The sequence below is a fragment of the Actinomycetospora sp. 2LY8.5 genome (genome assembly GCF_057180585.1).
In genome coordinates this window covers 48,069-70,466 of the sequence record NZ_JBXUHE010000035.1, presented here as the reverse complement: position 1 = coordinate 70,466, position 22,398 = coordinate 48,069, and the positions used below count along the sequence as shown (strand labels likewise).

General features: G+C 74.3%; 21 protein-coding genes and 1 tRNA gene. 7 read left to right on the top strand and 15 right to left on the bottom strand.

Annotated features, from left to right (window positions below):
* Positions 1-20: 20 nt before the first annotated feature.
* The 4 genes from pepE to mug all read right to left on the bottom strand — a co-directional run bounded on the left by pepE (position 21) and on the right by mug (position 4,223).
* Positions 21-746 carry a dipeptidase PepE gene (pepE, locus tag AC2A1K_RS27795; RefSeq protein WP_483899582.1) on the bottom strand — a complete coding sequence of 242 codons (726 nt, stop codon included), beginning with the start codon at positions 744-746 and terminating at the stop codon, positions 21-23.
* Positions 747-922: 176 nt separating this feature from the next.
* Entirely contained in the window at positions 923-2,647 is a 1,725-nt protein-coding gene (locus AC2A1K_RS27790; protein ID WP_483899581.1) for a GMC oxidoreductase, read from the bottom strand.
* 48 nt (positions 2,648-2,695) lie between these two features.
* Positions 2,696-3,676, bottom strand: coding sequence for an NADPH:quinone reductase (locus tag AC2A1K_RS27785; RefSeq protein WP_483899580.1), 981 nt, complete (start codon positions 3,674-3,676; stop codon positions 2,696-2,698).
* Positions 3,677-3,686: 10 nt separating this feature from the next.
* Positions 3,687-4,223, bottom strand: a complete 537-nt coding sequence (gene mug, locus AC2A1K_RS27780) for a G/U mismatch-specific DNA glycosylase (protein ID WP_483899579.1) — start codon at positions 4,221-4,223, stop codon at positions 3,687-3,689.
* Between the two features lie 195 nt (positions 4,224-4,418).
* Here mug and AC2A1K_RS27775 point away from each other — a divergent pair, with 195 nt between their 5' ends.
* Positions 4,419-4,754 carry a hypothetical protein gene (locus AC2A1K_RS27775; RefSeq protein ID WP_483899578.1) on the top strand — a complete coding sequence of 112 codons (336 nt, stop codon included), beginning with the start codon at positions 4,419-4,421 and terminating at the stop codon, positions 4,752-4,754.
* Positions 4,751-6,172, top strand: coding sequence for an alpha/beta hydrolase (locus tag AC2A1K_RS27770; RefSeq protein ID WP_483899577.1), 1,422 nt, complete (start codon positions 4,751-4,753; stop codon positions 6,170-6,172). Before AC2A1K_RS27775 ends, AC2A1K_RS27770 begins: the two co-directional genes overlap by 4 nt.
* A gap of 77 nt (positions 6,173-6,249) precedes the next feature.
* On the opposite strand, the gene AC2A1K_RS27765 is transcribed toward AC2A1K_RS27770, so the two are convergent.
* On the bottom strand, positions 6,250-7,047 hold the full coding sequence (locus AC2A1K_RS27765; RefSeq protein ID WP_483899576.1) for a hypothetical protein: 798 nt from the start codon (positions 7,045-7,047) through the stop codon (positions 6,250-6,252).
* A 147-nt stretch (positions 7,048-7,194) separates the two neighbouring features.
* Here AC2A1K_RS27765 and AC2A1K_RS27760 point away from each other — a divergent pair, with 147 nt between their 5' ends.
* Positions 7,195-7,722 carry a peptidylprolyl isomerase gene (locus AC2A1K_RS27760; protein WP_483899575.1) on the top strand — a complete coding sequence of 176 codons (528 nt, stop codon included), beginning with the start codon at positions 7,195-7,197 and terminating at the stop codon, positions 7,720-7,722.
* A gap of 49 nt (positions 7,723-7,771) precedes the next feature.
* A complete protein-coding gene (locus AC2A1K_RS27755; RefSeq protein WP_483899574.1) occupies positions 7,772-8,647 on the top strand; it encodes a rhomboid family intramembrane serine protease in 876 nt (291 codons plus the stop codon).
* Here AC2A1K_RS27755 and AC2A1K_RS27750 read toward each other — a convergent pair.
* Together AC2A1K_RS27750 and crgA are read right to left on the bottom strand one after the other, a co-directional pair.
* Positions 8,558-9,091 carry a PH domain-containing protein gene (locus AC2A1K_RS27750; protein ID WP_483899573.1) on the bottom strand — a complete coding sequence of 178 codons (534 nt, stop codon included), beginning with the start codon at positions 9,089-9,091 and terminating at the stop codon, positions 8,558-8,560. The two genes, AC2A1K_RS27755 and AC2A1K_RS27750, sit on opposite strands and share 90 nt — an antisense overlap.
* A 55-nt stretch (positions 9,092-9,146) precedes the next feature.
* Entirely contained in the window at positions 9,147-9,401 is a 255-nt protein-coding gene (gene crgA, locus AC2A1K_RS27745) for a cell division protein CrgA (protein ID WP_274283354.1), read from the bottom strand.
* 78 nt (positions 9,402-9,479) lie between these two features.
* Between crgA and AC2A1K_RS27740 the strand changes: the two genes are divergently transcribed.
* Positions 9,480-10,130, top strand: a complete 651-nt coding sequence (locus tag AC2A1K_RS27740; RefSeq protein ID WP_483899572.1) for an aminodeoxychorismate/anthranilate synthase component II — start codon at positions 9,480-9,482, stop codon at positions 10,128-10,130.
* A 21-nt stretch (positions 10,131-10,151) separates the two neighbouring features.
* Here the strand turns inward: AC2A1K_RS27740 and pknB are convergent, their stop codons facing one another.
* The 7 genes from pknB to AC2A1K_RS27705 form a co-directional block, all read right to left on the bottom strand.
* Positions 10,152-12,098, bottom strand: a complete 1,947-nt coding sequence (pknB, locus tag AC2A1K_RS27735; RefSeq protein WP_483899571.1) for a Stk1 family PASTA domain-containing Ser/Thr kinase — start codon at positions 12,096-12,098, stop codon at positions 10,152-10,154.
* A 2-nt stretch (positions 12,099-12,100) separates the two neighbouring features.
* The gene (locus AC2A1K_RS27730; protein ID WP_483899570.1) at positions 12,101-13,513 is read right to left on the bottom strand and encodes a serine/threonine-protein kinase; all 1,413 of its coding nucleotides are present in this window, start codon (positions 13,511-13,513) and stop codon (positions 12,101-12,103) included.
* Positions 13,513-14,994 carry a peptidoglycan D,D-transpeptidase FtsI family protein gene (locus tag AC2A1K_RS27725; protein ID WP_483899569.1) on the bottom strand — a complete coding sequence of 494 codons (1,482 nt, stop codon included), beginning with the start codon at positions 14,992-14,994 and terminating at the stop codon, positions 13,513-13,515. Before AC2A1K_RS27725 ends, AC2A1K_RS27730 begins: the two co-directional genes overlap by 1 nt.
* Positions 14,991-16,547: an FtsW/RodA/SpoVE family cell cycle protein gene (locus tag AC2A1K_RS27720; protein WP_483899586.1), complete on the bottom strand. Its 1,557-nt coding sequence runs from the start codon at positions 16,545-16,547 to the stop codon at positions 14,991-14,993. Before AC2A1K_RS27720 ends, AC2A1K_RS27725 begins: the two co-directional genes overlap by 4 nt.
* Before the next feature lie 53 nt (positions 16,548-16,600).
* The gene (locus AC2A1K_RS27715; RefSeq protein ID WP_483899568.1) at positions 16,601-17,971 is read right to left on the bottom strand and encodes a PP2C family protein-serine/threonine phosphatase; all 1,371 of its coding nucleotides are present in this window, start codon (positions 17,969-17,971) and stop codon (positions 16,601-16,603) included.
* A 112-nt stretch (positions 17,972-18,083) separates the two neighbouring features.
* Positions 18,084-18,569 (bottom strand): FHA domain-containing protein FhaB/FipA, encoded by a 486-nt coding sequence (locus AC2A1K_RS27710; RefSeq protein WP_337705749.1) that lies wholly within the window; start codon positions 18,567-18,569, stop codon positions 18,084-18,086.
* Positions 18,570-18,588: 19 nt separating this feature from the next.
* A complete protein-coding gene (locus tag AC2A1K_RS27705) occupies positions 18,589-19,866 on the bottom strand; it encodes a DUF3662 and FHA domain-containing protein (protein ID WP_483899567.1) in 1,278 nt (425 codons plus the stop codon).
* A 174-nt stretch (positions 19,867-20,040) separates the two neighbouring features.
* Between AC2A1K_RS27705 and AC2A1K_RS27700 the strand changes: the two genes are divergently transcribed.
* Positions 20,041-20,126 (top strand) — tRNA-Leu (locus tag AC2A1K_RS27700).
* Positions 20,127-20,244: 118 nt separating this feature from the next.
* Entirely contained in the window at positions 20,245-21,561 is a 1,317-nt protein-coding gene (serS, locus tag AC2A1K_RS27695) for a serine--tRNA ligase (RefSeq protein ID WP_483899566.1), read from the top strand.
* Here serS and AC2A1K_RS27690 read toward each other — a convergent pair.
* A complete protein-coding gene (locus tag AC2A1K_RS27690) occupies positions 21,500-22,363 on the bottom strand; it encodes a thioesterase family protein (protein WP_483899565.1) in 864 nt (287 codons plus the stop codon). The genes serS and AC2A1K_RS27690 overlap by 62 nt on opposite strands.
* Between the last annotated feature and the right edge of the window lie 35 nt (positions 22,364-22,398).

Genomic DNA, 22,398 nt, shown 5'->3' with positions numbered 1-22,398 from the left:
GTGCGGGGTGCGGGGTGCGGTCAGGAGGTCGGTGTCGCGAGCAGCCACGTGAGGTCGGTACCCGCCGGGAGCTCGACGGGCTCGTGGCCGCGGCGGAAGAGGCGCGCGGTGTGGCCGTCGAGGGCGAGGGTGTCGTTGCCGCGCAGCAGCCACGCGCCCTCGCGGAGCCCGACGACGGCGACGGCGTTCTCCTCGTGGAACTCCTCGATCCGCTGCTGGCGGGTCTCGCCGCGGTGGGTGGAGTGCGGGTCGGGGTCGAGGTAGTGCGGGTTGATCTGCACGGGGATGCGTCCGACCGCGTCGTAGCCGCCGGGGTCGACGATGGGCATGTCGTTGGTCGTCATGATCGTCGGGCAGGCGAGGTTGGAGCCGGCGCTGGCGCCGGCGTAGCGGAGGTCTTCTCGTGCCTTCAGGGCGTCGAGGACCCCGTTGTCGTCGGTGCGCCGGCGCAGGCGGAACGTGTTGCCGCCGCCGACGAAGACGGCCTCGCGGTCGGGGTCGGCGTCGCGGATCGTGGTGGCCGGGTCGGGCTCGCGGTGCAGGCCGCGGACGTCGAGGGGGCCGAGGACGTTCTCGAGCGCTTCGGCGACGAAACCGGTGTACGCGTCGAGGTCGCCGCCGGCCCACGCCGCGAACCACAGCGTCCGACCGCCGACGTGGCTGCGCAGCGGCTCGGCGGCGTGCGCGAACGGCACCGCGGCCCCGGGTGGGCGGGAGTTGGAGAACAGCAGCGCGTCGGCGGGCACGCCGCGATCCTCGCCGCCCCGTGGAGCCGGCCGACGCACGGGGGTGTGCCAGCGTGGGGGCCACGCCTGAACATCTCGCGAGCCCCGCCGCCGCGCGCCCGAGTCGGCGTGTCGAGCAGCGAGGATGTGGCGATCCTGGCGTGAGATGCCAGCGATGCCGCATCGCTCGCACGACGTCAGCCGCCGGCCACCGGGGTGTGGGGTGGGACGGCGGGGGTGCCGAGGGGGACCAGGCGCAAGGCGCCCGGGGCGTCGGCGGGGACGACGGGGGCGTGCGGGGCGACCGGGTCCACGCGGAGGTACGCCGACCCGAGCGGCGGGCGCGGGTCGGGCTCGCCCTTGTTCGGCCAGAACGCCATCGCCCGCTCCGCCTGCGCGGTGATCGTCAGCGACGGGTTCACGCCGAGGTTCGCGGACAGCGCCGAGCCGTCGACGACGTGCAGGCCCGGGTGCCCGTAGAGGCGCTGGTAGCCGTCGATCACGCCGTGCTCGGGGTCGGCGCCGATGGGGCAGCCGCCGATGAAGTGCGCGGTCATCGGCATGTTCACCGCCTCGCCCCAGGTGCCGCCGGGGTCGCCGTCGATGATCTCGGCGAGGCGCCGCGTGGTGTCGTTCGCCGCCGGGATCCACGTCGGGTTCGGGGTGCCGTGGCCCTGGCGGGAGACGAGGCGGCCGAAGCGCCGGCGCACCGTGATCGAGTTGTCCAGCGACTGCATCACCAGCGCGATCACGGTCCGCTCCGACCAGTGCCGCTTGTCCAGCGAGCGCGCGAACGTGCGGGGGTGCCGGACGATCGCCCCGAGCAGCTTGAGCGCGCGCGGCACCCTCCCGCCGCCGTCGGTCATGAGTGTCGTGAGCAGGCCCATCGCGTTCGACCCGCGCCCGTATCGGCACGGCTCGATGTGCGTGTCCTCGTCCGGGTGCCAGGACGAGGTGATCGCGACGCCGCGGGTGAAGTCGCGCGGCCCGCCGGGCTCGGGCGCGCGGTGGGCCATCGCGCCGACCAGCGCCTCCGAGTTGGTCCGGGTGAGCTCGCCGAGCCGCCTGGACACCCGCGGCAGCACCCCGGTGTCGCGCAGGCGGTGCAGCAGCGACTGGGTGCCCCACGTCCCGGCGGCGAGCACGACCTGGTCGGCGGTGAACGACGCGCGCCCCCGCCCCCGCGTCGCCCGGGTCTCGACGACGTAGCCGTCGACCGAAGGCCGGACCGTCCGCACCGTCGTCTCCGGGTGCACGACGGCCCCGGCCCGTTCGGCCAGCGCGAGGTAGTTGGTCTCGAGGGTGTTCTTGGCGCCGTGGCGGCAGCCGGTCATGCACTCGCCGCACTCCAGGCACCCGGTGCGCTCCGGCCCGGCGCCGCCGAAGAACGGGTCGGGGGACGTCACGCCCGGCCCGTCACCGAAGTACACGCCGACCTGGGTCGGCGCCACCGTGTCGCCACGTCCCCGCTCCTCGGCGACCTGGCGCATCACCCTGTCCGACGGCGTCACCGACGGCTGCGGGACCACCCCGAGCATGCGCGCCGCCTGGTCGTAGAACGGGTCGAGCTCCGCGCGCCAGTCGGTCAGCGACGCCCACTGCGGGTCGCGGTAGAACGCCTCGTTCTTCGGGCGGTAGAGCGTGTTCGCGTAGTTCAGCGACCCGCCGCCGACGCCCGCGCCCGCGAGCACCACGACGTCGCGCAGCACGTGGATGCGCTGGATCCCGTAGCAGCCCAGCCGTGGCGCCCAGAGGAAGTTCCGTATGTCCCACGACGTCGCCGGCAGCGTCTCCGGCGTGAACCGCCTGCCCGCCTCGAGGACCCCGATCCGGTAGCCCTTCTCGGCGAGCCGCAGCGCCGTGACGCTGCCTCCGAACCCGGATCCGACGACGAGCACGTCGTAGTGCTGTGGTGGTGGCACGCCAGGAAGGTAACTCCTGAGTAGCTGTAACGATAGGTCACAGGTACATCAAGGTGTCACGATCACCTTGCCCACCGCCCCGTTCTCCACCGCCTCGTGCGCCGCGACGATCTCGTCGAGCCCGTAGCGCGTCACCGGCAGCGGCGAAAGTGCACTCGCGGCCGCCGCGTCGGCGGTCCACGCGACCGCCGCGGCCAGCTCGTCGGCGGGCACGCCGTAGAGCAGCACGTAGCTGATCGAGGTGTTGGCGACCATGAGCCGCCGCGTCGGGATCACCGGGTCGTCCGGCTCGTTGGCGTAGACCGCGATGACCGTGCCCGCCCCGGACAGCGCCAGGTCGAGCTCGAGGTTGGCGCCGAGGGCGACCTCGACGACGCGGTCGACGCGGTCGGTGACCTGACCGATCCGCTCGACGACTCCGGGCTCGCGGTAGTTCACGACGAGGTCGGCGCCGGCCTCTCGCGCCAGCTCGGCCTTCTCCTCGGAACTCACGGTGGTGACGACGCGGGCACCGGCGTGCTTGGCGAGCTCGATCGCGTAGTGCCCGACCGCGCCGGCGCCGCCGGCGACGAGCACGGTGCGCCCGCGCAGCGCCTCGCGTCCCTCGCCGCGCACGAGCAGGCAGTGCGCCGCGGTCACGGCCGGCACGCCCAGGCAGGCGCCGAGGTCGTCGGGGGCGTCACCGGGCAGCGGGACGGCCCGGTCAGCGGGCAGGACCGAGTACTCGGCCGCGGTGCCGTAGAGGTTGCCGAACGCGGCGAGGTGGAGCCAGACAGGCTGCCCGACGCGGGCGGCGTCCACCCCCTTGCCGACCGCGTCGACGACGCCGACGCCGTCCTGGTGGGGGATCTGGAACGTGGCGGGTTCCTGGCCGGTGAGCCCCGCACGGGTCTTCCAGTCGGTCGGGTTCACCCCGGACCCCGTGATGCGGACGCGGACCTGGCCCGGCCCCGGCTCGGGGGTCTCGACGTCGGAGACGGAGAGCACCTCGGCGGCCGGACCGGTGCGGCGGTAGAGCGCAGCCTTCATGCCGGGCAGGTTATCCGGCCACCGCGCGCAGCTCCCCGAACGCGACGGCCAGGGACGCCGGCGTCTGGTGGGCGTTGAGGCCGCTGGGGTTCGGGAGCACCCAGAGCCCCGTCGGGCCGAGCGTGCGCTGCTGGCGACCCGCGACCGCACGGCGGTCGCCGAACGCGACCCGGTAGGCGCCGATCCCGACCACGGCGAGCCAGGCCGGGCGCACCTCGTCGACGAGCGCCCGCAGCCGCTCGCCCCCGGCGACCAGCTCGGCGGCGTCGAGCTCGTCGGCCCGCGCGGTCGCCCGCGGGGCCACGTTGGTCAGGCCCAGACCGAGGGCGCGCAGCTCGCCCTGCTCGGCGGGCGCGAGGAGACGCGGGGTGAATCCCGAGGCGTGCAGCGCGGGCCAGAACCGGTTGCCGGGGCGCGCGAAGTGGTGCCCGGTGGCCGCGGACACGAGCCCGGGGTTGATGCCGCAGAACAGCACGCGCAGCGGCGGGTCGTCGGCGCCGGGCAGGACGTCGGGCAGCAGGCGGGAGCGCGCGGCCTCGAGGTCCACCCCGGCAGTATCGCCGCGGTGCCTCCGTGACGAGCACGCCCGCCGAGCACCGGGCCCGCGCGGCGGCGAGCTCCCCGATGTCCTCGAAGCGGTCCTCGAAGCGGTCTCGGCCGATCGCCGTCCCCATCGGCCGATCGCGTCCCCAGCCGGCGAGGACCCGGGATCCGCGGCCGACCGTGCTGCGTCGGAACCGGTGTGGACGAACGAAGCGGGCCGGACGTCCGGCCCGAGGAACTGCGGGAGGCCGGGGCGGCGTGTGTCGCCGCCGGGCTCGGGATGCCGGTGGGCGCACCGGCGGAGGCGGTGCGCGCGGTCGAGGTCGTACCGGCCGGCCGGTCCGGGGCGGCGGCGGCCGCGCTGGCCGACCGCTGGGCGGCCGCGCACGCGCGGTGGTGCGCCGACCTCGTGGCGCACGGCGAGGCGCTGGCCGCGGCCGCGGTGGCCTACGCCGCCGGCGACGCGGCGGCGACGGGCCTCATGGCCGCGGGGGACACCGTCGCGACGCGGCGGATGAGTGGGACGGGCTCGTGACGGCGAACGTCACGGTGGGCGCCGCCGCGCGCCTGCTCGCCGCTCGGCGAGGGCTGGTCGACGCCGCCGACGTGCTCGCCGCCCCGGCGCCCGAATGGCGCGGCCCGGCCGCCGAGGAGGCGGAGTCCGCACGCATCGCCCTGCTCGGCGCCCATGCGGCTCTGCTCGACGACCTCGACGGGGTGCTCACCGCCCTCGGCGTCGCCACGCTGGCGCTCGCCGCGGGCACGCCACCCCTGGCGGTCGACGCCGCGCTGGCCGAGGCCCTCGACGCCGCGGGCCCCGAGTCCCCCGGCGCGAGCCCCGTGAGCGCGTCCGCCACCACCCCCGGCCTCGACCCCGAGGCCGTCGCCGGCTGGTGGTCCGGGCTCGACCCCGACGCCCGGGCGGCCCTCGAACGCGACCGGCCCGCGCTGGTCGGCGGCCTGGACGGGCTCCCGGCGGCGGTCCGCGACCGCGCCAACCGCCGGGTGCTCGCCACCGCCCAGGAGGAGGCGCGCGCCGCGGAGACCGCGACCCGCGACCGCCTCACCCGCACCCGCGACCCCGCCGAGCTCGCGCGGATCGGCGTCGAGCTGCACGAGGTGCGGACCCGGCTCGCCCGCCTCGGGGCGGTCGCGGCCGCGGTGGACCGGCCCGGTCGCGCGCTGCTGGACCTCGAGGTCGAGCGCCACCCGACGGACGGCCAGGGCGTGCGCGCGGCCGTGGCCCGGGGCGACGTCGACACGGCCGGCCACGTCGGGGTGTTCACGCCGGGCTTCACCACCGGGGTGGGCGAGTTGCCCGGACGCCTCGAGGAGCTCGACGCGCTGGCCGACGCCGCGGGACCGGGCACCGCCGCCGTCGCCTGGTACGGCTACGACGCGCCCCAGGTCGGCGAGGTCGCCGACCCCGACCGCTCGGTTCTCGGCCGCGCGGCCGCCGACGAGGGCGGACGGCGGCTGGCCTCGTTCCTGGACGGTCTGGACGCCGCGCGCCCGGACGGCCCGCCCGACGCGCACGTCACCGCGATCGGGCACTCGTACGGGTCGGTGGTCACGGCCGCGGCCGTGGCGCCGGGGGGTGCGAGCGGCGTCGACGACGTGGTCCACCTCGGCAGCCCCGGTGTCGGGGAGGCACCGGCACGACCGCCGGGTCGCGCCTGGGTGGTCGAGGCGGCCGGCGACCCGATCGCGGACACAACCTGGTTCGGTCCCGACCCGAACCGCGCGCCGGGAGTCACCGGGCTCTCGGCGCGCGAGGTGGCGCTGCGCGACGGGCGGGTGCTGGCCGAGTCGCGGGGCCACGGCGCCTACCTGACGCCGGGCACGACGAGCGCGGCGAACGTCGCCGCAGTCGTCGGGGGGCGCCCGCAGGACGCCGTGCTGGACCGGGGCATCGACGCGGGCGATCGACTACGCAGGCTGCTGGGCCGGTGACCCGTGCGAACGGCCCGCCCCGGTCCACCGTGGGGCCCGGAGCGGGCCGTGCCGACGAGCGTGCGTATCCGGAGTGCCTACTCCTTGCCGCCGGTGGCGGGCTTGTCGGAGGACACGGCGCCGTTGGAGTTCGAGCCGCTGACGGCGTCGGTCGCCGTGTGCGTCGGGACCTCCTGGCTGCTCGCCTGCGGCGGCGTCACCGGCGTCGCCGCGGCGGGTGTCTCGGTGCTCACCGGACGGGGCCGCGGGGCGGGCGGCGGCGGAGGCGGCAGCTCCGGCTCACGACGCGTGGCGACGACGGCCGCGCCGACGCCGACGAGGGCGATGACGACGAGCCAGAGGCCCCAGCGGCGGCGCTTCTTCGGCTCTTCCTCCTCGGGTTCGATGCGGGCCGCGAGGTCCTTGCGGACCGACGTCAGGCCCTCCTCCAGCGAGCCGCGGACCGACTCGCCGAAGTCCCGCAGCTCGTCGGCGCTGGTGGGCACCGCAGAATCCTCGAGGCGCTTGCGGGCCTCCTTGGCGTAGCCCTTGGCCTGCTTGCGGGCCTCCTTGGCGGCCTTGTTGGCGCGCTTGCGGGTCTCGGCGCGGGCCTCCTGAGCGCGCGCACGGGCCTCGGCCTGGGCCTCGTCGGCCCGCCGGCGGGCGTCCGCGCGAGCGTCGAGCACCCGCTGGCGGGCCTCGTCGGCGGCTTTGCGGACGTCCTCGCGGACCTCGGCGCGCTTCTTCGCGCCCTCCTTGCGGCGCTTCTCGCGCTCCTTGCGGGCCTGCGCCGCAGCCTTCTCGGCCTGCTTCTCGGCCTTCTTGCGGGCGCGCCGGCCCTCCTTGCGCAGATCGTCCAGGTCCTCCCTGGCGCCGATCAGAGTCTTGCTGCTCAACGACTTCACCTCACTCGTCGGTGGGCGGCCATGATGCCCCCGGCCCCTGTGGTGCAAGTGCCCGACCCGCCGGGCCGTCACACCCGCTACTCCGTTCGAAGGTCGCCACCGTCCCTCACCGAACAGTCCTAGTGGCACGATGGCCCGGTGACCACCGCCGACACCCCGACCGCAACGCTGCACACCTCCAACGGGGACATCAACCTCGTGCTGTTCGGAAACGAGGCGCCGAAGACCGTCGCGAACTTCACGGGACTGGCGACCGGCGAGCAGTCGTACAGCGAGCCCAACGCCAAGGGCGGGAGCTCCGGACCGTTCTACGACGGCACGATCTTCCACCGCGTGATCTCGGGCTTCATGCTCCAGACCGGTGACCCGACGGGCACCGGACGCGGAGGCCCCGGCTACAAGTTCGCCGACGAGTTCCACCCCGACCTGCGCTTCGACCGCCCCTACCTGCTCGCCATGGCCAACGCCGGCCCCGGCACCAACGGCTCCCAGTTCTTCATCACCGTCGCCCCCACGACGTGGCTCAACCGCAAGCACACGATCTTCGGTGAGGTCGCCGACCAGGCATCACGCGACGTCGTCGACTCGATCGCCGCGACGGCCACCGGCCCCGGTGACCGCCCGGTCCAGGACATCGTCATCACCTCGGTCACGGTGGGCTCCTGAGGGCCGTCCCGAGCGATCCCACGACGGTCACCACGACAGGGAGGACGGCGTGACCGCGCCCGGCGGACCGACGGCCGGGCCCGAGGCCTCGCCGGTCTGCGTCCGGCATCCCGACCGGCCGACCGCGCTCGCCTGCACCCGCTGCGGGCGCCCGGCGTGCCCCGACTGCCTGCGCCCGGCGCCGGTCGGGGCGCACTGCGTCGACTGCATCGCCGAGGCCAACCGGGCCGCGGCGGCGACGCAGCCGCGCACCGTCGGCGGCGGACGGTCCCGCACGGACGCCCGGCCGGTGGTCACGATCACGCTGATCGGGGTCAACCTCGTCGTCTTCCTGCTCACCGCGCTGTCGGCCGGCAGCGTGCTGACCAACTACGCCTCGCCGTGGGTCGAGGCCACCTGGCTGGTGCCCGCCGACGTGGCCGCCGGCCAGTCGTGGCGGCTCGTCACGGCGGGCTTCCTGCACCTCGGGCCGCTGCACGTCGCGGTCAACATGTTCGCGCTGTGGGTGCTGGGCCGCGACCTCGAGCTCGTCCTCGGGCGCCTGCGCTTCTCGCTGCTCTACGGGGTGTCGCTGTTCGGCAGCTCCGTGGCCGTCGTGGTGTTCGGTGCACCCGGGCAGCCCGTCGCGGGTGCTTCCGGGGCGGTGTTCGGGCTGATGGGCGCCCTGCTCGTCGTGCTGCGCCGCCTGCGGATGAACCAGGGTCCGGCGCTGCTGACCATCGGGATCAACGTCGCGCTGTTCTTCGTCATCCCCGGCCTGTCGCTGCTCGGGCACCTCGGCGGACTCGTCACGGGGCTGGCCGTCACCGCCGTGCTCGTCTACGGGCCGGCGCGCTCACGTCCCGCCGCCGGACTCCTCGCCGTCGGCGGGATCGTCGTGCTCCTCGTCCTCCTGGTCGCGATCAGGTCCCTGGCGCTCGCCTGAGCGGCGCCGTCCCGCGCGGGCGCGGTGGTCCTGGAGCGCGCCGGCGACCTCGACCGGGTCGGTCCCGAGCTCGAGGCGCCCGAGCACGAGCAGACGTTCGTTGTCCCTGTCGTCGACGCCTCCCTCGTCCCGCACCTCCACCTCGAGGTACGCGGCCGGCAGGCCCATCCGCCGCATCCGCACCGCCCGCACCGCGTCGACGCGCGTCCACGGCCAGGCGCGCCGCCCCGAGACCCCGCGCAGGGCGAGGCCGTCGTCGTCGGCCCGCAGTCGCGGCCGGGCGAACGCCCCGAACGCGGCGCTGAGCAGGAGGGCGAGTGCCGCCAGCCCGGTGAGCAGGCGCCCCGGCGAGTCGGTGGCGGCCAGCGACCACACGCCGAGTCCGAGCGCGCCGCCCGCGCCGAGGACGACCGCGGGCCACGGGGCGGCCCAGGAGTCGGTCACCGGAAGTTGTCCACAGGGTCCGTCCACATCGGTGGACGAATGACATCGATGTGGTTCAGCGCCACTTCATCGTCATCAGCAGGGACACGACGATCAGTCCGAAGCCGATGAGGAAGTTCCACGCCCCGAGGTCCTGCATGAACGGGATCGACTCGGAGGCGAGGTAGTTGACCACCAGCCAGGCGAGACCGAGCAGACCGACGCCGAGCATGATGCCGACGTAGGCCGGGTGCGACGGGCCGGCGGGCGCGGGCCCGGCCTTCGGGGGCGGGGTGTAGGCCGGCTTGCGGCGGACCTTGGACTTGGGCACGTCGGCTCCGATCGGGAAGACTCCGCCGCCGATGATAGTCGGGGGCGGCGACGCCGTGTGGCCCCGTACGCTCGACGGATGCGCGTCCTGGTCGTCGACAACTACGACAGCTTCGTCTACAACCTCGTCCAGTACCTCGCGCAGCTCGGCGCCGACCCCGTCGTGCGCCGCAACGACGTCGACGGGGTGGTCGACCTGGTCGACGAGGTCGACGGAGTGCTCGTCAGCCCTGGCCCCGGAACGCCCGCCGACGCCGGCGCGAGCACCGAGGTCATCGGGCGGTGTGCGGCGCTCGGGCGCCCGATGCTCGGCGTGTGCCTCGGCCACCAGGCCCTCGGCGCGGTCTACGGCGGGGTGGTCGACCGCGCGCCGGAGCTCCGCCACGGCAAGACCTCGCTGGTGCACCACGAGGGCGCGGGGGTCCTCGCCGGCCTGCGGAGCCCGTTCACGGCCACCCGCTACCACTCGCTGACCGTCCTGCCCGACACGATCCCCGCGGCGCTCGAACCCACCGGCTGGACCGAGGACGGTGTGCTCATGGCCATGCGCCACCGCGAGCTGCCTCTCGAGGGTGTGCAGTTCCACCCCGAGTCGGTGCTCACCGAGGACGGCCACCGGCTGCTCGCGACGTGGATGGGACTGTCCGGCCACCCCGTCGACGACGGCGTGGTCCACGAGCTCACCGAGGGCCTGCGGGCCCTGGCGATCGCCGCGGCACCCCCGGTTTGAGTCGTCCCGGCGACGAGGAGCTCAGTTCCCGCCCGGGAACAGCCCGCCGCCGTCGTCGCTGCCGGGCTGGTAGCGCCCGACGACGACCGCCACGCTCGACCCGGGGTCGGCCGACGACCCGGCCGTCGGGTTCTGGCTGAGGATCTTGCCATCCTGGGACGGGTCGCTGACGGCCTGGGACGTCCGCTGCAGGTTGCCGCCGCGGAAGCCGGCCGCCACCAGCGTCTGCACGGCGTCGGAGGGCAGCTGCCCGACGAGCGAGGGCACCTGCACCTGGCCCTGGCCGCCGCGCGAGACGCGCAGCGTGACCGACGAGTTGCGGGGCACCTGGGAGCCGGCGCTCGGTGAGGTCGAGACCACGGTCCCGGCCGTGCCGCCGCCGTCGACCTCGGTGACGTCGACACGCAGGCCGACGCCCTCGAGCGTGGTCGTCGCGGTCTGCCGGTCCTGGCCCGTGACGTCGGGCAGGCGCAGCGTCTCGCGCTGGCGCCCGATCGTCAGCTGCACCGGGGTGCCCGGCGCGAGGAACTGCCCGGCCGCGGGGTCCTGGGCGAGCACTCTGTTGATCTGGCTGGAGTCGTCGACCTCGCGTGTCTGCGGGACCGGCGCGAGGGACAGGCCGAGCCGCTGGACGCTCGCCTGGGCCTCGTTGGCGGTCTGGCCCGTGAGGTCGGGGACCTGCACCCGGTCGGGACCACGCCCGACCCGCAGCTCGACGACGCTCCCGGGCGGGACCTCGAGCCCGCTCGACGGGCTGGTGGACACGACCTGGCCGACCTGATCGGGGTTCGACGCGACCGGGACGACGGTGGGTCGCAGCCCGGCGGTCGACAGCGTCTGCAGCGCGGCGGCCTGCGGCTGTCCGACGACCGGGGGCACCGCGACCGAGTTGGCCGACGGCGAGAACAGGAAGTACGCGCCACCGAGGGCGGCGAGCAGGACCAGCGCGAACACGAACCCGATCGCGCGGCGGCGGCCGCGGCGGCGCCGGACCTCGGCCTGCTCGGCCTGCCACTCGGCGAAGTCGTCGACCTGGTCGACGGGCCCGGTCGCGGCGGCCACGGGGTGGCCGCCGGTCATGTACTCGGTCCGCTCCTGCTCCGTCATCACCATCGGCGCGCCGGGGCGCTCGCCGCCCAGGACGCGGTAGAAGTCCTCGCGCATCTCGTCGGCCGTCTGGTAGCGGTTCGACGGGTTCTTGGCCAGCGACTTCAGCGTGATCGCGTCGAGCTCCGGCGGCACCTGCGGGTTGATCTCCGAGGGGGCCGGCGGGTCCTCCCGCACGTGCTGGTACGCGATCGCGACCGGGGAGTCGCCGGTGAACGGGGGCCGGCCGGTGAGCAGCTCGAAGAGCACGCAGCCGGTGGCGTACACGTCGGAGCGGGCGTCGACGGACTCGCCGCGGGCCTGCTCGGGCGAGAGGTACTGCGCGGTGCCGATGACGGCGGCCGTCTGGGTGACCGCGGGCTGGGCGTCGGAGAGGGCCCGGGCGATGCCGAAGTCCATCACCTTCACCGCGCCGGCCGGCGTGATCATGATGTTCGCCGGCTTGACGTCGCGGTGGATGATCCCGTGGCGGTGGGAGAAGTCCAGCGCCGCGCAGACGTCGGCGAGGACCTCGCAGACCCGGGCGGGCTCCATCGGCCCCTCGGTCTTGACGATGTCGCGCAGCGTCCGCCCCGCCACGTACTCCATGACGATGTAGGGCAGCGGCACGTCGTCGGTGGGCGTCTCGCCGGTGTCGTAGACCGCGACGATCGCCGGGTGGTTCAGCGCGGCCGCGTTCTGCGCCTCGCGCCGGAACCGGACCTGGAACTGCGGGTCGCGCGCGAGGTCGGCGCGCAGGACCTTGATGGCCACGTCGCGGCCCAGCCGCACGTCGCGCCCGCCGTGGACCTCGGACATGCCGCCGTAGCCCAGGGCGGGCCCGAGTTCGTACCGGTCGGACAGGAGTCGTGGCGTCGTCATCCTCAGAACTCCTGACAGGTGACGGTCACGGTCTCCCCGCGCGGGACGTCGCCGGTGGGCGACAAGTAGAGCACCCGGCAGCGCGACGGGTCCGAGGGCTCCCCGCCGAGGATCGTCGCCACCTCGGGGTCGAGGCCCGACTCCCGCAGCGCGGCCGACGCGACCGACGCGGGCCGCCCGACGTAGTCGACCGGGTTGACACTGATCCCGTTCGCGGCCGACGTCGTGGTCGTCGTGCGAGAACTGCGCGTCGTGGTCGGGCTCGCCGACGTGGTCGTGGTCGACGTCGCGGTGGTCGCCGCGGGGGGCGGCGGGGCGGACGTCTCGGCGGAGTTGACCACCCACAGGACACCGGCGAGCAGCAGCAGGGCGACCACGGCGAGGGCGGCGACCGTGCCCCAGGGACCGCGGCGGCGGGGCTGCTCGGGCTGGGAGGCCCAGCGGTCAGGGCGCTCGGCGCCGCGCGGCGGGGAGGGCTCGCGCGACATCGCGGGGGCGACGCGCGTGGAGGGGTTCACGCGCTCGGTGAGCGCCTGGGCCTGACCGGGCAGGGGGAGCGGATCGCCGCGGCGGACCGCGCCGACCGCAGCGGCGAACTCGCCGCCGGTGGCGTAGCGCTGGCGGGGGTCCTTGGCCAGCGTCGCCTCGATGAGCTGGCGCACCACCGGCGGCACGTCGTTCGGCAGCGGCGGCAGCGGGTCGCGGATGTGCATCATCGCGACCGTGACGGCGTTCTCCGACAGGTACGGACGGCGTCCCGCCAGGCACTCGTAGCCGACCACGCCGAGCGAGTAGACGTCCGAGGCGGGCCCGGCGTCACCGCCGCCCGCCTGCTCCGGCGCGATGTAGTGCGCGGTGCCCATGACCATGCCCGAGCGGGTCACCGGCGCGGCGTCGACGGCCTTGGCGATGCCGAAGTCCGTGATCTTCACCTGGCCCGACGGCGTCACCAGGATGTTGCCGGGCTTGACGTCGCGGTGCACCAGGCCGCGTTCGTGCGCCGCCTCGAGTGCCCAGCCGGACTGCTCCAGGATGTCGAGGGTGTAGTCGACGCCGAGCCGGCCGTGGACCGCGAGGATCTGGGCCAGCGGCTCGCCGCGGACCAGCTCCATCACGAGGTAGGCCGTGGGCACCTGCACGGTGCCGTTGGCGGTGGCCCACTCGGTGGTGGTCTCGCCGTAGTCGTGCACGGCGGTGATGCCGGAGTTGTTCAGCGACCCCGCGGTGCGCGCCTCGGTGCGGAAGCGGTGCAGGAACTCGGGGTCACCGGTGAGCTCGGCCTTGAGGATCTTCACCGCGACCGTGCGGCCGAGCCGGGAGTCCTCGGCCTCCCAGACCTCGCCCATGCCGCCGACGGCGATCCGCCGACCGAGCCGGTAGCGGTCGCCGATCAGCGATCCGGTCGTCGGCGCCACTAGGAACCACTCCCCAGGGCGGCCGCGATGACCGCGCGCCCGATCGGGGAGGCGACCGAGCCGCCGGTGGCCTCCTCGCCGCGGTTGCCGCCGCGCTCGACGATCACCGAGACGGCGATCTGCGGGTTCGGCACCGGGCCGAACGCGTCGTACCAGGTGTGCGGCGGGTTGGTCTTGGGGTTCGCGCCCCACTCGGCGGTGCCGGTCTTGGACGCGATCTGAACGCCCGGGACGCGGCCCTGACCCGACCCGTTGTTCTCCGAGCCGATCATCAGCTGGGTCAGCGTGTCCGCGGTCGACTGCGAGAACGCGCGCGCCAGCCGGTCCGGCTCGGTGGACTCGACCGTCGAGAGGTCCTGCCCCTGGATCTGGGCGACGGTGGTCGGGGTCATCGGGACGCCGCCGTTGGCCACGGTGGCCGTGATCTGGGCGTTCTGCAGCGGGGTCAGACGCACGTCGCGCTGGCCGATGCTGGACTGCGCGGTCGAGGCGCCGTCGGCCATGTCGCCGAGGCGGGAGGCCTGCACCGGCATCGGCACGGTGAGCCCCGGGTTCTCGAAGCCGAGCGAGGTCGCCATGGTGCGCAGGCGATCGGCGCCGATCTGGGCGCCGAGCTGGGCGAACGGCCCGTTGCAGGACTTCGCGAACGCCGTCGCGAACGGCACGGTCCCGCCTGGGCCGCACGGCTTGCCGTCGTAGTTCTCCAGCGTCGTCGTGCTGTCCGGCAGCGTGATCCGCGGCGCCGCGGTGACCGGCGCGTCCGGCGAGATCGCCCCGGCCTCGAGCGCGGCCGCCGTGGTGACGATCTTGAACGTGGATCCGGGCGGGTAGGTCTCGCTGGTGGCCCGGTTGGTCAGCGTCGGCGGGTCGTCCTCGCTGAGCTCGTTCCACGCGTTCTGCTGGGTGGTGCCCGAGTGGCTCGCCAGGGGGTTCGGGTTGTACGACGGCGTCGAGACCATCGCGAGGATCTCGCCGGTCTGCGGCCGGATCGCGACGACCGACCCCTGGTAGCCGCGCGACGTCATCGCCTCGTAGGCGGCGCGCTGGACGCGGGGGTCGATGCTCAGTACGACGTTCCCGCCCGCCGGGTCGCGCCCGGTGACGGCGTCGGAGATACGGCGCACGAACAGGCGGTCGTCGGTGCCGTTGAGCACCGGATCCATGGCGCGCTCCATGCCGCCCGCGCCGTAGATCTGCGAGTAGTAGCCGGTGACCGGCGCGTAGAGCGGACCGTCGGTGTACTGGCGCTGGTAGCGCAGCCGGTCACCGGGGTCGGGGCTCTGCACGCTCTGGGCGAGCACCTCGCCACCGGCCGAGATCTGGCCGCGCTGGCGGGAGTACTCGTCCAGCAGGACGCGGGCGTTCCGGGGGTCCGCGCGGTACTCGTCGGCCTTGACGACCTGGATCCAGGTGGCCTGCCCCAGCAGGAGCAGGATCAGGACCATGACCGCGAGGGAGACCCGTCGCAGCGGGGTGTTCACTCTCCTCGGGTCCTTCCTCGCGGGGCCTGCTCGGGATGGCCGGGCTGGGCACCGGCCTCCTGGCGCACGCCGCCGTGCGGTGGAGTGCGGACCTGGTCGCGCGAGACCATCTCGGTGCTCGCCTCGGCCAGGGGCGCGAGCGGTGCCTGCTGCCCGGGCGCGGGCGCGCCGGGCCGCTTCTCGGCGCTCGGCTGGCGGGCCGCGTTCGACACCCGCAGGACCAGCGCCACGAGAGCGTAGTTGGCCACGAGCGAGGACCCGCCGTAGGACACGAACGGCGCCGTGATGCCGGTGTTGGGGATCAGGTTGATGACGCCGCCGACGACGACGAACACCTGCCAGGCGATGGCGAAGCCCAGGCCCGCGGCGAGCAGCTTGCCGAAGGTGTCCCGGACGGCCAGGGCGCTGCGCATCGCCCGGGTGGCGAGCACGCAGTAGACGACCAGCAGCGCGGCGATCCCGACGAGGCCGATCTCCTCGCCGAGCGAGGTGAAGATGAAGTCGGTGCTCGAGAACGGCACGAGCTCGGGGCGGCCCGCGCCGAGCCCGGTGCCGCCCATCCCGCCGGTGGCGAGGCCGAACAGGCCCTGGCTGACCTGGAACCCGCGGCCGTTGTAGTCGGCGAACGGGTCGAGCCACACCGAGACGCGGACCTGGACGCGGGACACGAACGTCCACGCGGCGAACGCGCCACCGGCGAAGATCGTCAGGCCGATGATGACCCACGAGATGCGCTCGGTGGCCACGTAGAGCATCACCAGCACGATCCCGAAGAACATCAGGGACGTGCCGAGGTCGCCCTCGAAGACCAGGACGGCCATCGCGACGCCCCAGGCCGCGAGCAGCGGGCCGAGGTCGCGGGGCCGGGGGAAGGTCATGCCCAGGAAGTGCTTGCCGGCACTGGTGAACAGGTCGCGCTTGACCACCAGGAACGACGCGAAGAAGATGACGAAGAGGATCTTCGCGAACTCGCCGGGCTGGATGCTGGCGGGCCCGAGGCGGATCCAGATGCGGGCGCCGTTGACCTCCGACATCGAGGCGGGCAGCACCGCGGGCAGCGCCAGCAGGATGAGGCCGACGAACCCGGCCGTGTAGCCGTAGCGCGCCAGGGTCCGGTGGTCGGGCACGAGCCAGAGCACACCGACGAAGAACACGATCCCGATCGCGGTCCAGCCGACCTGGCGCAGCGCCTCCTGGGTGGGTTCGTCGTTGCCGAGGCTCGCCGCGCGGGCGATCCGGGCGAGGTCGATCCGGTGGATCATGACCAGCCCGACCCCGTTGAGCAGGGCCGCGAGGGGGAGCACCAGCGGGTCGGCGTACGGCGCGAACTTGCGCACCGCGAGGTGCGCGAGCGCGAGGATGGCCATGTAGGCCGCGCCGAGGTAGAGCAACGCCCAGGTGAGCTCCTGCTCCTGGTTGGCCTCGACGAGCACGAGCGCGCCGGTGGTGATGGCGGCGGCGAACCCGAGCAGCGCGAGCTCGACGCCGCGGCGGGTGGAGACAGCGGCCGCGACCGCCGGCCGCAGCGCGGTGCGGTCGGCGGGACGGTCGATCCCGGAGGCCCCGGGCGCGCCGTTCCGGGCGCCGGGAGCGGTCGGCCGCGCCACTACGGCACCCGGCAGTCCCGGCCCGGGACCTGCGGCTCGGTCGGTGCGGGCGACGCGACGGGGGCCTGACCGGCCGCGTCGGGCGCGCCCGGGGTGCCGGGCACGACGGAGGGGGTGCCGGCGGGCGGGACGGCGCCCGGCGCGGTGACCGGGGCGACGGGCTCGCACGGCGGGAGCATCTGCTCGGTGCGCAGCCGCTCGACGGTCTGCTGGGCGTTCGGGAGGTCCTCGACGCGGATGCCGTCGCCGGCCAGCTGCTGGCGGGCCACGGGCGTGAGATCCGCGATCTGGACCCCGGAGTCCTCCGCGACGCTCTGGAGGGCGACGCCGAGGAACGTCCCGGGCACGCCCTGGTAGATCACGACCGTGTCGTCGTCGGCGGCCACGTAGTACTGGCTGCTGACGTACACGGTGGCGGCGAGCACGGCGATGCCCGCGAGGGCGACGACGGCCAGCGCCGCGAGCGCGAGGCGCAGGCGCGTGCGGTGGGGCGCGCGGCGGGAGGACTCGGACGCCGCCGGTGAGGGGCGGGGCGTGGGCTCGCTGCGGGTCAGCGTCGCGGCGGAGGCGCGCGCGGCCGCGGAGTCGCCGGGCGGTGGGTCGGCGCGTCCGTCGCCGGCGGCGCCGCCGTAGATGGGGTCGTGCTCGCCGAAGTCGACGTCCACGACGTCGGCGACGATGCACGTGACGTTGTCGGGCCCGCCGCCCTTGAGCGCGAGCTCGATGAGGCGGTCCGAGCAGTCCTGGGGGTCGGCGATCGTGAGCGCCTCGGCGAGGGTCTCGGCGCTGACGACCCCGGAGAGCCCGTCGGAGCAGAGCAGGTAGCGGTCGCCGGCGCGGGCCTCGCGGACGGTGAGCGCGGGCTCGACGTCGTGGCCGGTGAGCGCGCGGAGGAGCAGCGAGCGCTGGGGATGGCTCGCGGCCTCGTCCTCGGTGATCCGGCCCTCGTCGATCAGTGACTGCACGAAGGTGTCGTCGCGGGTGATCTGGGTGAGCACGCCGTCGCGGAACAGGTAGGCCCGCGAGTCGCCGACGTGGACCATGCCCAGCCTGCTGCCGGCGAAGAGCACCGCGGTGAGCGTCGTGCCCATGCCGTCGAGGTCGGGCTCCTCGGCGACCAGCTCGGTGATCGCGTCGTTGCCCTGGGCGGTGGCTTCGGCGAGCTCGCCCAGGAGGTCGTCGCCGGGCTCGTCGTCGTCCAGCGGCACGAGGGCGGCGATGACGAGCTTCGAGGCCACCTCGCCGGCCGCGTGTCCGCCCATGCCGTCGGCGAGGGCGAGCAGGCGCGGGCCCGCGTAGACCGAGTCCTGGTTGTTCTGCCGCACCAGGCCCCGGTCACTGCGAGCGGAATAGCGCAGCACCAGGGTCACGGGTCGATCCTGCACGGGAGGGGACGGGGCGTCGTCACCCGGGTCCGGATGGCGGGCGGGCTGCTCAGCGGGTCGAGCTCCGCTGCGCTTCGTCTCCTGCTCATGAGCGGATTCATGAGCGGAGCTCGATGACCGTCTTGCCGATCCTGATCGGAGTGCCCACCGGGACCCGGGTGGGTCCGGAGACCTTGTTGCGGTCGAGGTACGTGCCGTTGGTCGATCCGAGATCCTCGACGTACCAGTCGTCGCCGGACTGGGAGATCCGGGCGTGCCGTGTCGACGCGTAGTCGTCGTCGAGCACCAGCGTCGAGTCGTCCGCCCGCCCGATCATGATCGGACGGCCGTCCAGGGCGATGCGGGTGCCCGCGAGGGCGCCGGCGGTGACGATCAGGGCACGGGGCCCCGAGCGTCCGCCGCCGCGGGCCGGCTTGGACGAGCCCCCACCGCGGGTGGAGGGACGTCGGCCGCCGGGCGCCGCGGCCCGCAGACCGGAGGCCGCGTAGAGGTCGCTGCGGACGACCCGCAACGCGGCGAGGACGAACAGCCACAGCAGGGCCAGGAATCCGGCCCTCGTGATCTGGAGGACGAGTTCGGGCACGCCGTCGGGCCTTCGGGCCTCAGCCCTGCGCGCGGAAGAGCAGCGCGCTGTGCCCGACCCGGATCGTGTCGCCGTCGGCGAGCTGCCAGGTCTGCACGGGCGTGCCGTTCACCGTGGTGCCGTTGGTCGACCCGAGGTCGGACAGGGTGGCCTGCTGGCCGTCCCAGTTGATCTCGAGGTGCCGGCGCGAGACGCCGGTGTCGGCGAGACGGAACTGCGCGTCCTGCCCGCGGCCGATGACGTTCGAGCCGTTGACGAGCTGGTACGAGCGGTTCGAACCGTCGTCCAGGGTCAGCGACGCGGTCATCTGGCGGGTCTGGACGCCGCCGTAGCCCTGCTGGCCGTACTGGTCGTAGCCGCCCTGCTGGGCGTAGGGGTCGTAGCCGCCCTGGCCGTACTGGCCGCCGTAGCCCTGCTGGCCGTAGGGGTCGTAGCCGGGCTGCTGACCGTAGCCCTGGGGCTGGCCGTACTGGTCGTACCCGGGCTGGCCGTAGCCCTGCTGCGGGTAGCCGCCCTGCTGGCCGTAGGGGTCGTAGCCGGGCTGCTGGCCGTAGCCCTGGGGCTGGCCGTACTGGTCGTAGCCCTGCTGCGGGTAGCCCTGCTGCGGCTGGCCGTACTGGTCGTAGCCCGGCTGCTGGCCGTAGCCCTGCTGCGGGTAGCCCTGCTGGCCGTACTGGTCGTAGCCGCCCTGCTGGGGGTAGCCCTGCTGCGGGTAGCCCTGCTGCGGCTGGCCGTACTGGTCGTAGCCGGGCTGGCCGTACCCCTGCTGCGGGTACCCCTGCTGCGGGTAACCCTGCTGGCCGTAGGGGTCCTGCTGGCCGTAGTTGCCGTCGCGACCCTGCTGGTCGTCCGGGTAGCGGCCGGGTGCCTGACTCATGGGCTGTTCTCCTGCGGATCGGGGGCTCGCGGCCCGTCGCCGCGACGCGTCGGGGTCAACGGACGACCTGGTGCGGAACTGTCCCGTGTGCAGCGCGTCGGAACGCTCCAGAGAGACTACGACCTCACCGTAAGTCTCCCACCCGCCCTCGGTGAGGTGCTCCTCCACGACCTCGATGAGCGAGTGGGTGATGGTCTCCTCGTCGCCGGCCAAGCGTTCGTGGTCCGCGGGACTGAGCACCACCGTGTACTGATTGGGCGCCAGGCGGCGCCCACCTGCCAACTCTCGCACGCCGTCCTCCGCCTCACGGCGAAGGCCCTGCGCTATCTCCTGCGGGACGACCTTGCCACCGAACACGCGTGCGAAGGCGTCACCCACCAGACCCTCGAGCTTGCGCTCGAAGCGCTGTGCGCGCCCCACCGCGATCCCTCCTCGTCCGACGCTCGCTCCGTCGTCCCGGCACCTGCTGCCCCGTCCGGAGTGTCGCCACACCGAGCGGGCGGATTCGATGGTATCGGTCGCCGCGGCGAGGGCGCCGACCTCCTTCCGGGCGGCCGGATCCACGCGTGCTAGCGTTCCTGAGCAGTCCACTCCGGGCGAGTGGCGGAATGGCAGACGCGCACGGTTCAGGTCCGTGTATCCGTAAGGATGTGGGGGTTCAACTCCCCCCTCGCCCACCAGTACGCTCCTCCGACACCCAGGGCCCCGACCGTGACCCACGGCCGGGGCCTTTCTCATATCCAGCCTCATGCCCAGTCTCATATCCAGCCCTTCGACCGTCCGGAGAGGATCGGCACGATGCACGACGCACGCCTCCTGCTCGAGCTCGGTGACGAGGCGGTGCGCCGCCTCGCTCGTCGCGGCTACTCGCTCGACCTCGCGGGGCTGGAGGCGATCTCGTCGCGGAGGTCGGCGGCGATCGGCGCGGTCGACGAGCTGCGGGCCGAGTCCAAGCGGGCCGCCGGCGAGGTGGGCAAGGCTGCGAAGTCGGGGTCCTCGAGCGCCGAGGTGGACGCGCTCAAGGAGCGGGCCCGCGAGCTCAAGGAGAGCATCCGCGAGGCCGAGGACGAGGTCGACGCCGCCGAGGCCGCCCTGCGCGACCTGATGCTGACGATCCCCAACCTGCCGTCCGACGACGCTCCCGACGGCTTCTCGGAGGACGACGCGGTCGAGGTGCGCCGCAGCGGCGAGCCCCCGGCCCTCGGGTTCACCCCACGTGACCACGTCGAGCTCGGCGAGGCGATGGGGATCCTCGACTTCGGCCGCGCCGCGAAGCTCTCGGGCGCGCGGTTCTCGATCGCCCGCGGGGCGGGGGCCGCGCTCGAGCGGGCCATCGCGTCGTTCTTCCTCGCGCTGCACACCGGCCGGCACGGCTACACCGAGTTCTCGCCGCCCTACCTCGTCACCGCGCCGACCATGACCGGCACGGGGCAGCTTCCGAAGTTCTCCGAGGACCTCTTCCGTACCGGCACCGGCGAGCGCGACCTCTACCTCATCCCCACCGCCGAGGTGCCGCTCACGGCGATGCACGCCGACGAGATCCTCGAGACCGAGACGCTGCCGCGGGCGTACACGTCGTGGACGCCGTGCTTCCGCTCGGAGGCGGGCTCCTACGGGCGCGACACCCGCGGCCTCATCCGCCTGCACCAGTTCTCGAAGGTCGAGCTGGTGCGGGTCTGCGCCGCCGACGACTCGCGCGCCGAGCTCGAGCTGATGCTCACCCACGCCGAGGCGTGCCTGCAGGAGCTGGGCCTGGCGTACCGGGTCATCCGCCTGGCGGCGGGCGACATGGGCTTCAACAGCACGCTGACCTACGACATCGAGGTCTGGTTCCCGAGCCAGGACACCTACCGCGAGATCTCGTCCTGCTCGGACTGCGGCACCTTCCAGGCGCGTCGGTCCGGGATCCGCAGCAAGGACGCCCAGGGCACCAGGGGCCAGGTCGCGACCCTCAACGGGTCGGGCCTGCCCATCGGCCGCACGATGGCCGCAATCCTCGAGCAGTGCCAGGCCGAGGACGGGTCGGTGACGATCCCCGAGGCGCTCGTCCCGTTCACCGGCTTCCGGCGCCTGCTGGCGGACGGCACCCCGGAGACGGTGCTGACGGCCTCCTGATCGCGGCCAGCTGGTGGGCATGGCCCACCAGGCGGTCGTCCGCGTCCCACACCCGGCAGGTCTCGTGCATGCGGTCGGCGCCCGCGCGCTCGACCCACTGCACCACCCGCAGGGGCCCGGGCGCCGGGTCGGCGACGACGTGCGCCGACAGCGACATCGTCGGCGACCACCCCGACAGACCCATGTCGAAGGTCGCCGGCGGCAGGACGTCGAGCGCGACCAGCAGGCCCTCCGGTGTCCAGGGCTCGCCGGACGCGAGCGAGGCCCAGCCCGCGAGCCGGCCTTCGCCCGACGGGCGCCCGTGCAGGAACCCGGCGGTGCGCGGGTCGAGGCGGGTGTCGACGACGTCCATGATCGGCAGCGAGCCCCGGCCGTCGTCGTCGGACCCCGAGGGGCTGCGGGGGCACTCCTCGCGGGGCGTGAGCTCGGGCGGAGCCGGCTCGACGTCGTCGGGCGTGCGCGCGGCGGGCGGGCCGAGGACGAACGCGGCCTCCACCGCCGGCCCGTCCTGGTCGAGGCGCACGCGCAGCTGCGAGGCCCCGCGCCCGAGGCGCAGGACCGTGACCTCGAGGGACGCCGGGCCGGGCTCGGGCGCCTGCAGATAGGTCCCGGTCACCGCCTGCGGACCGGTGTGCGCCGGCCGTTCGGGCGCGACGGTCTCGCGCGCCGCCCGGGCGAGCACGGCGAGCAGGTAGCCACCGTGCAGCTTCGGGCCGATCGTCCACTGGTCGTCGAGGACGATCGTGTACCGGCCGGCCTGATCGGTCGGCTCGGGGCGGGTGGCCTTGTCGTACTCAGCCACGGTGACCCTGGTCGAGGGTCGGCGTCGGGGCGACC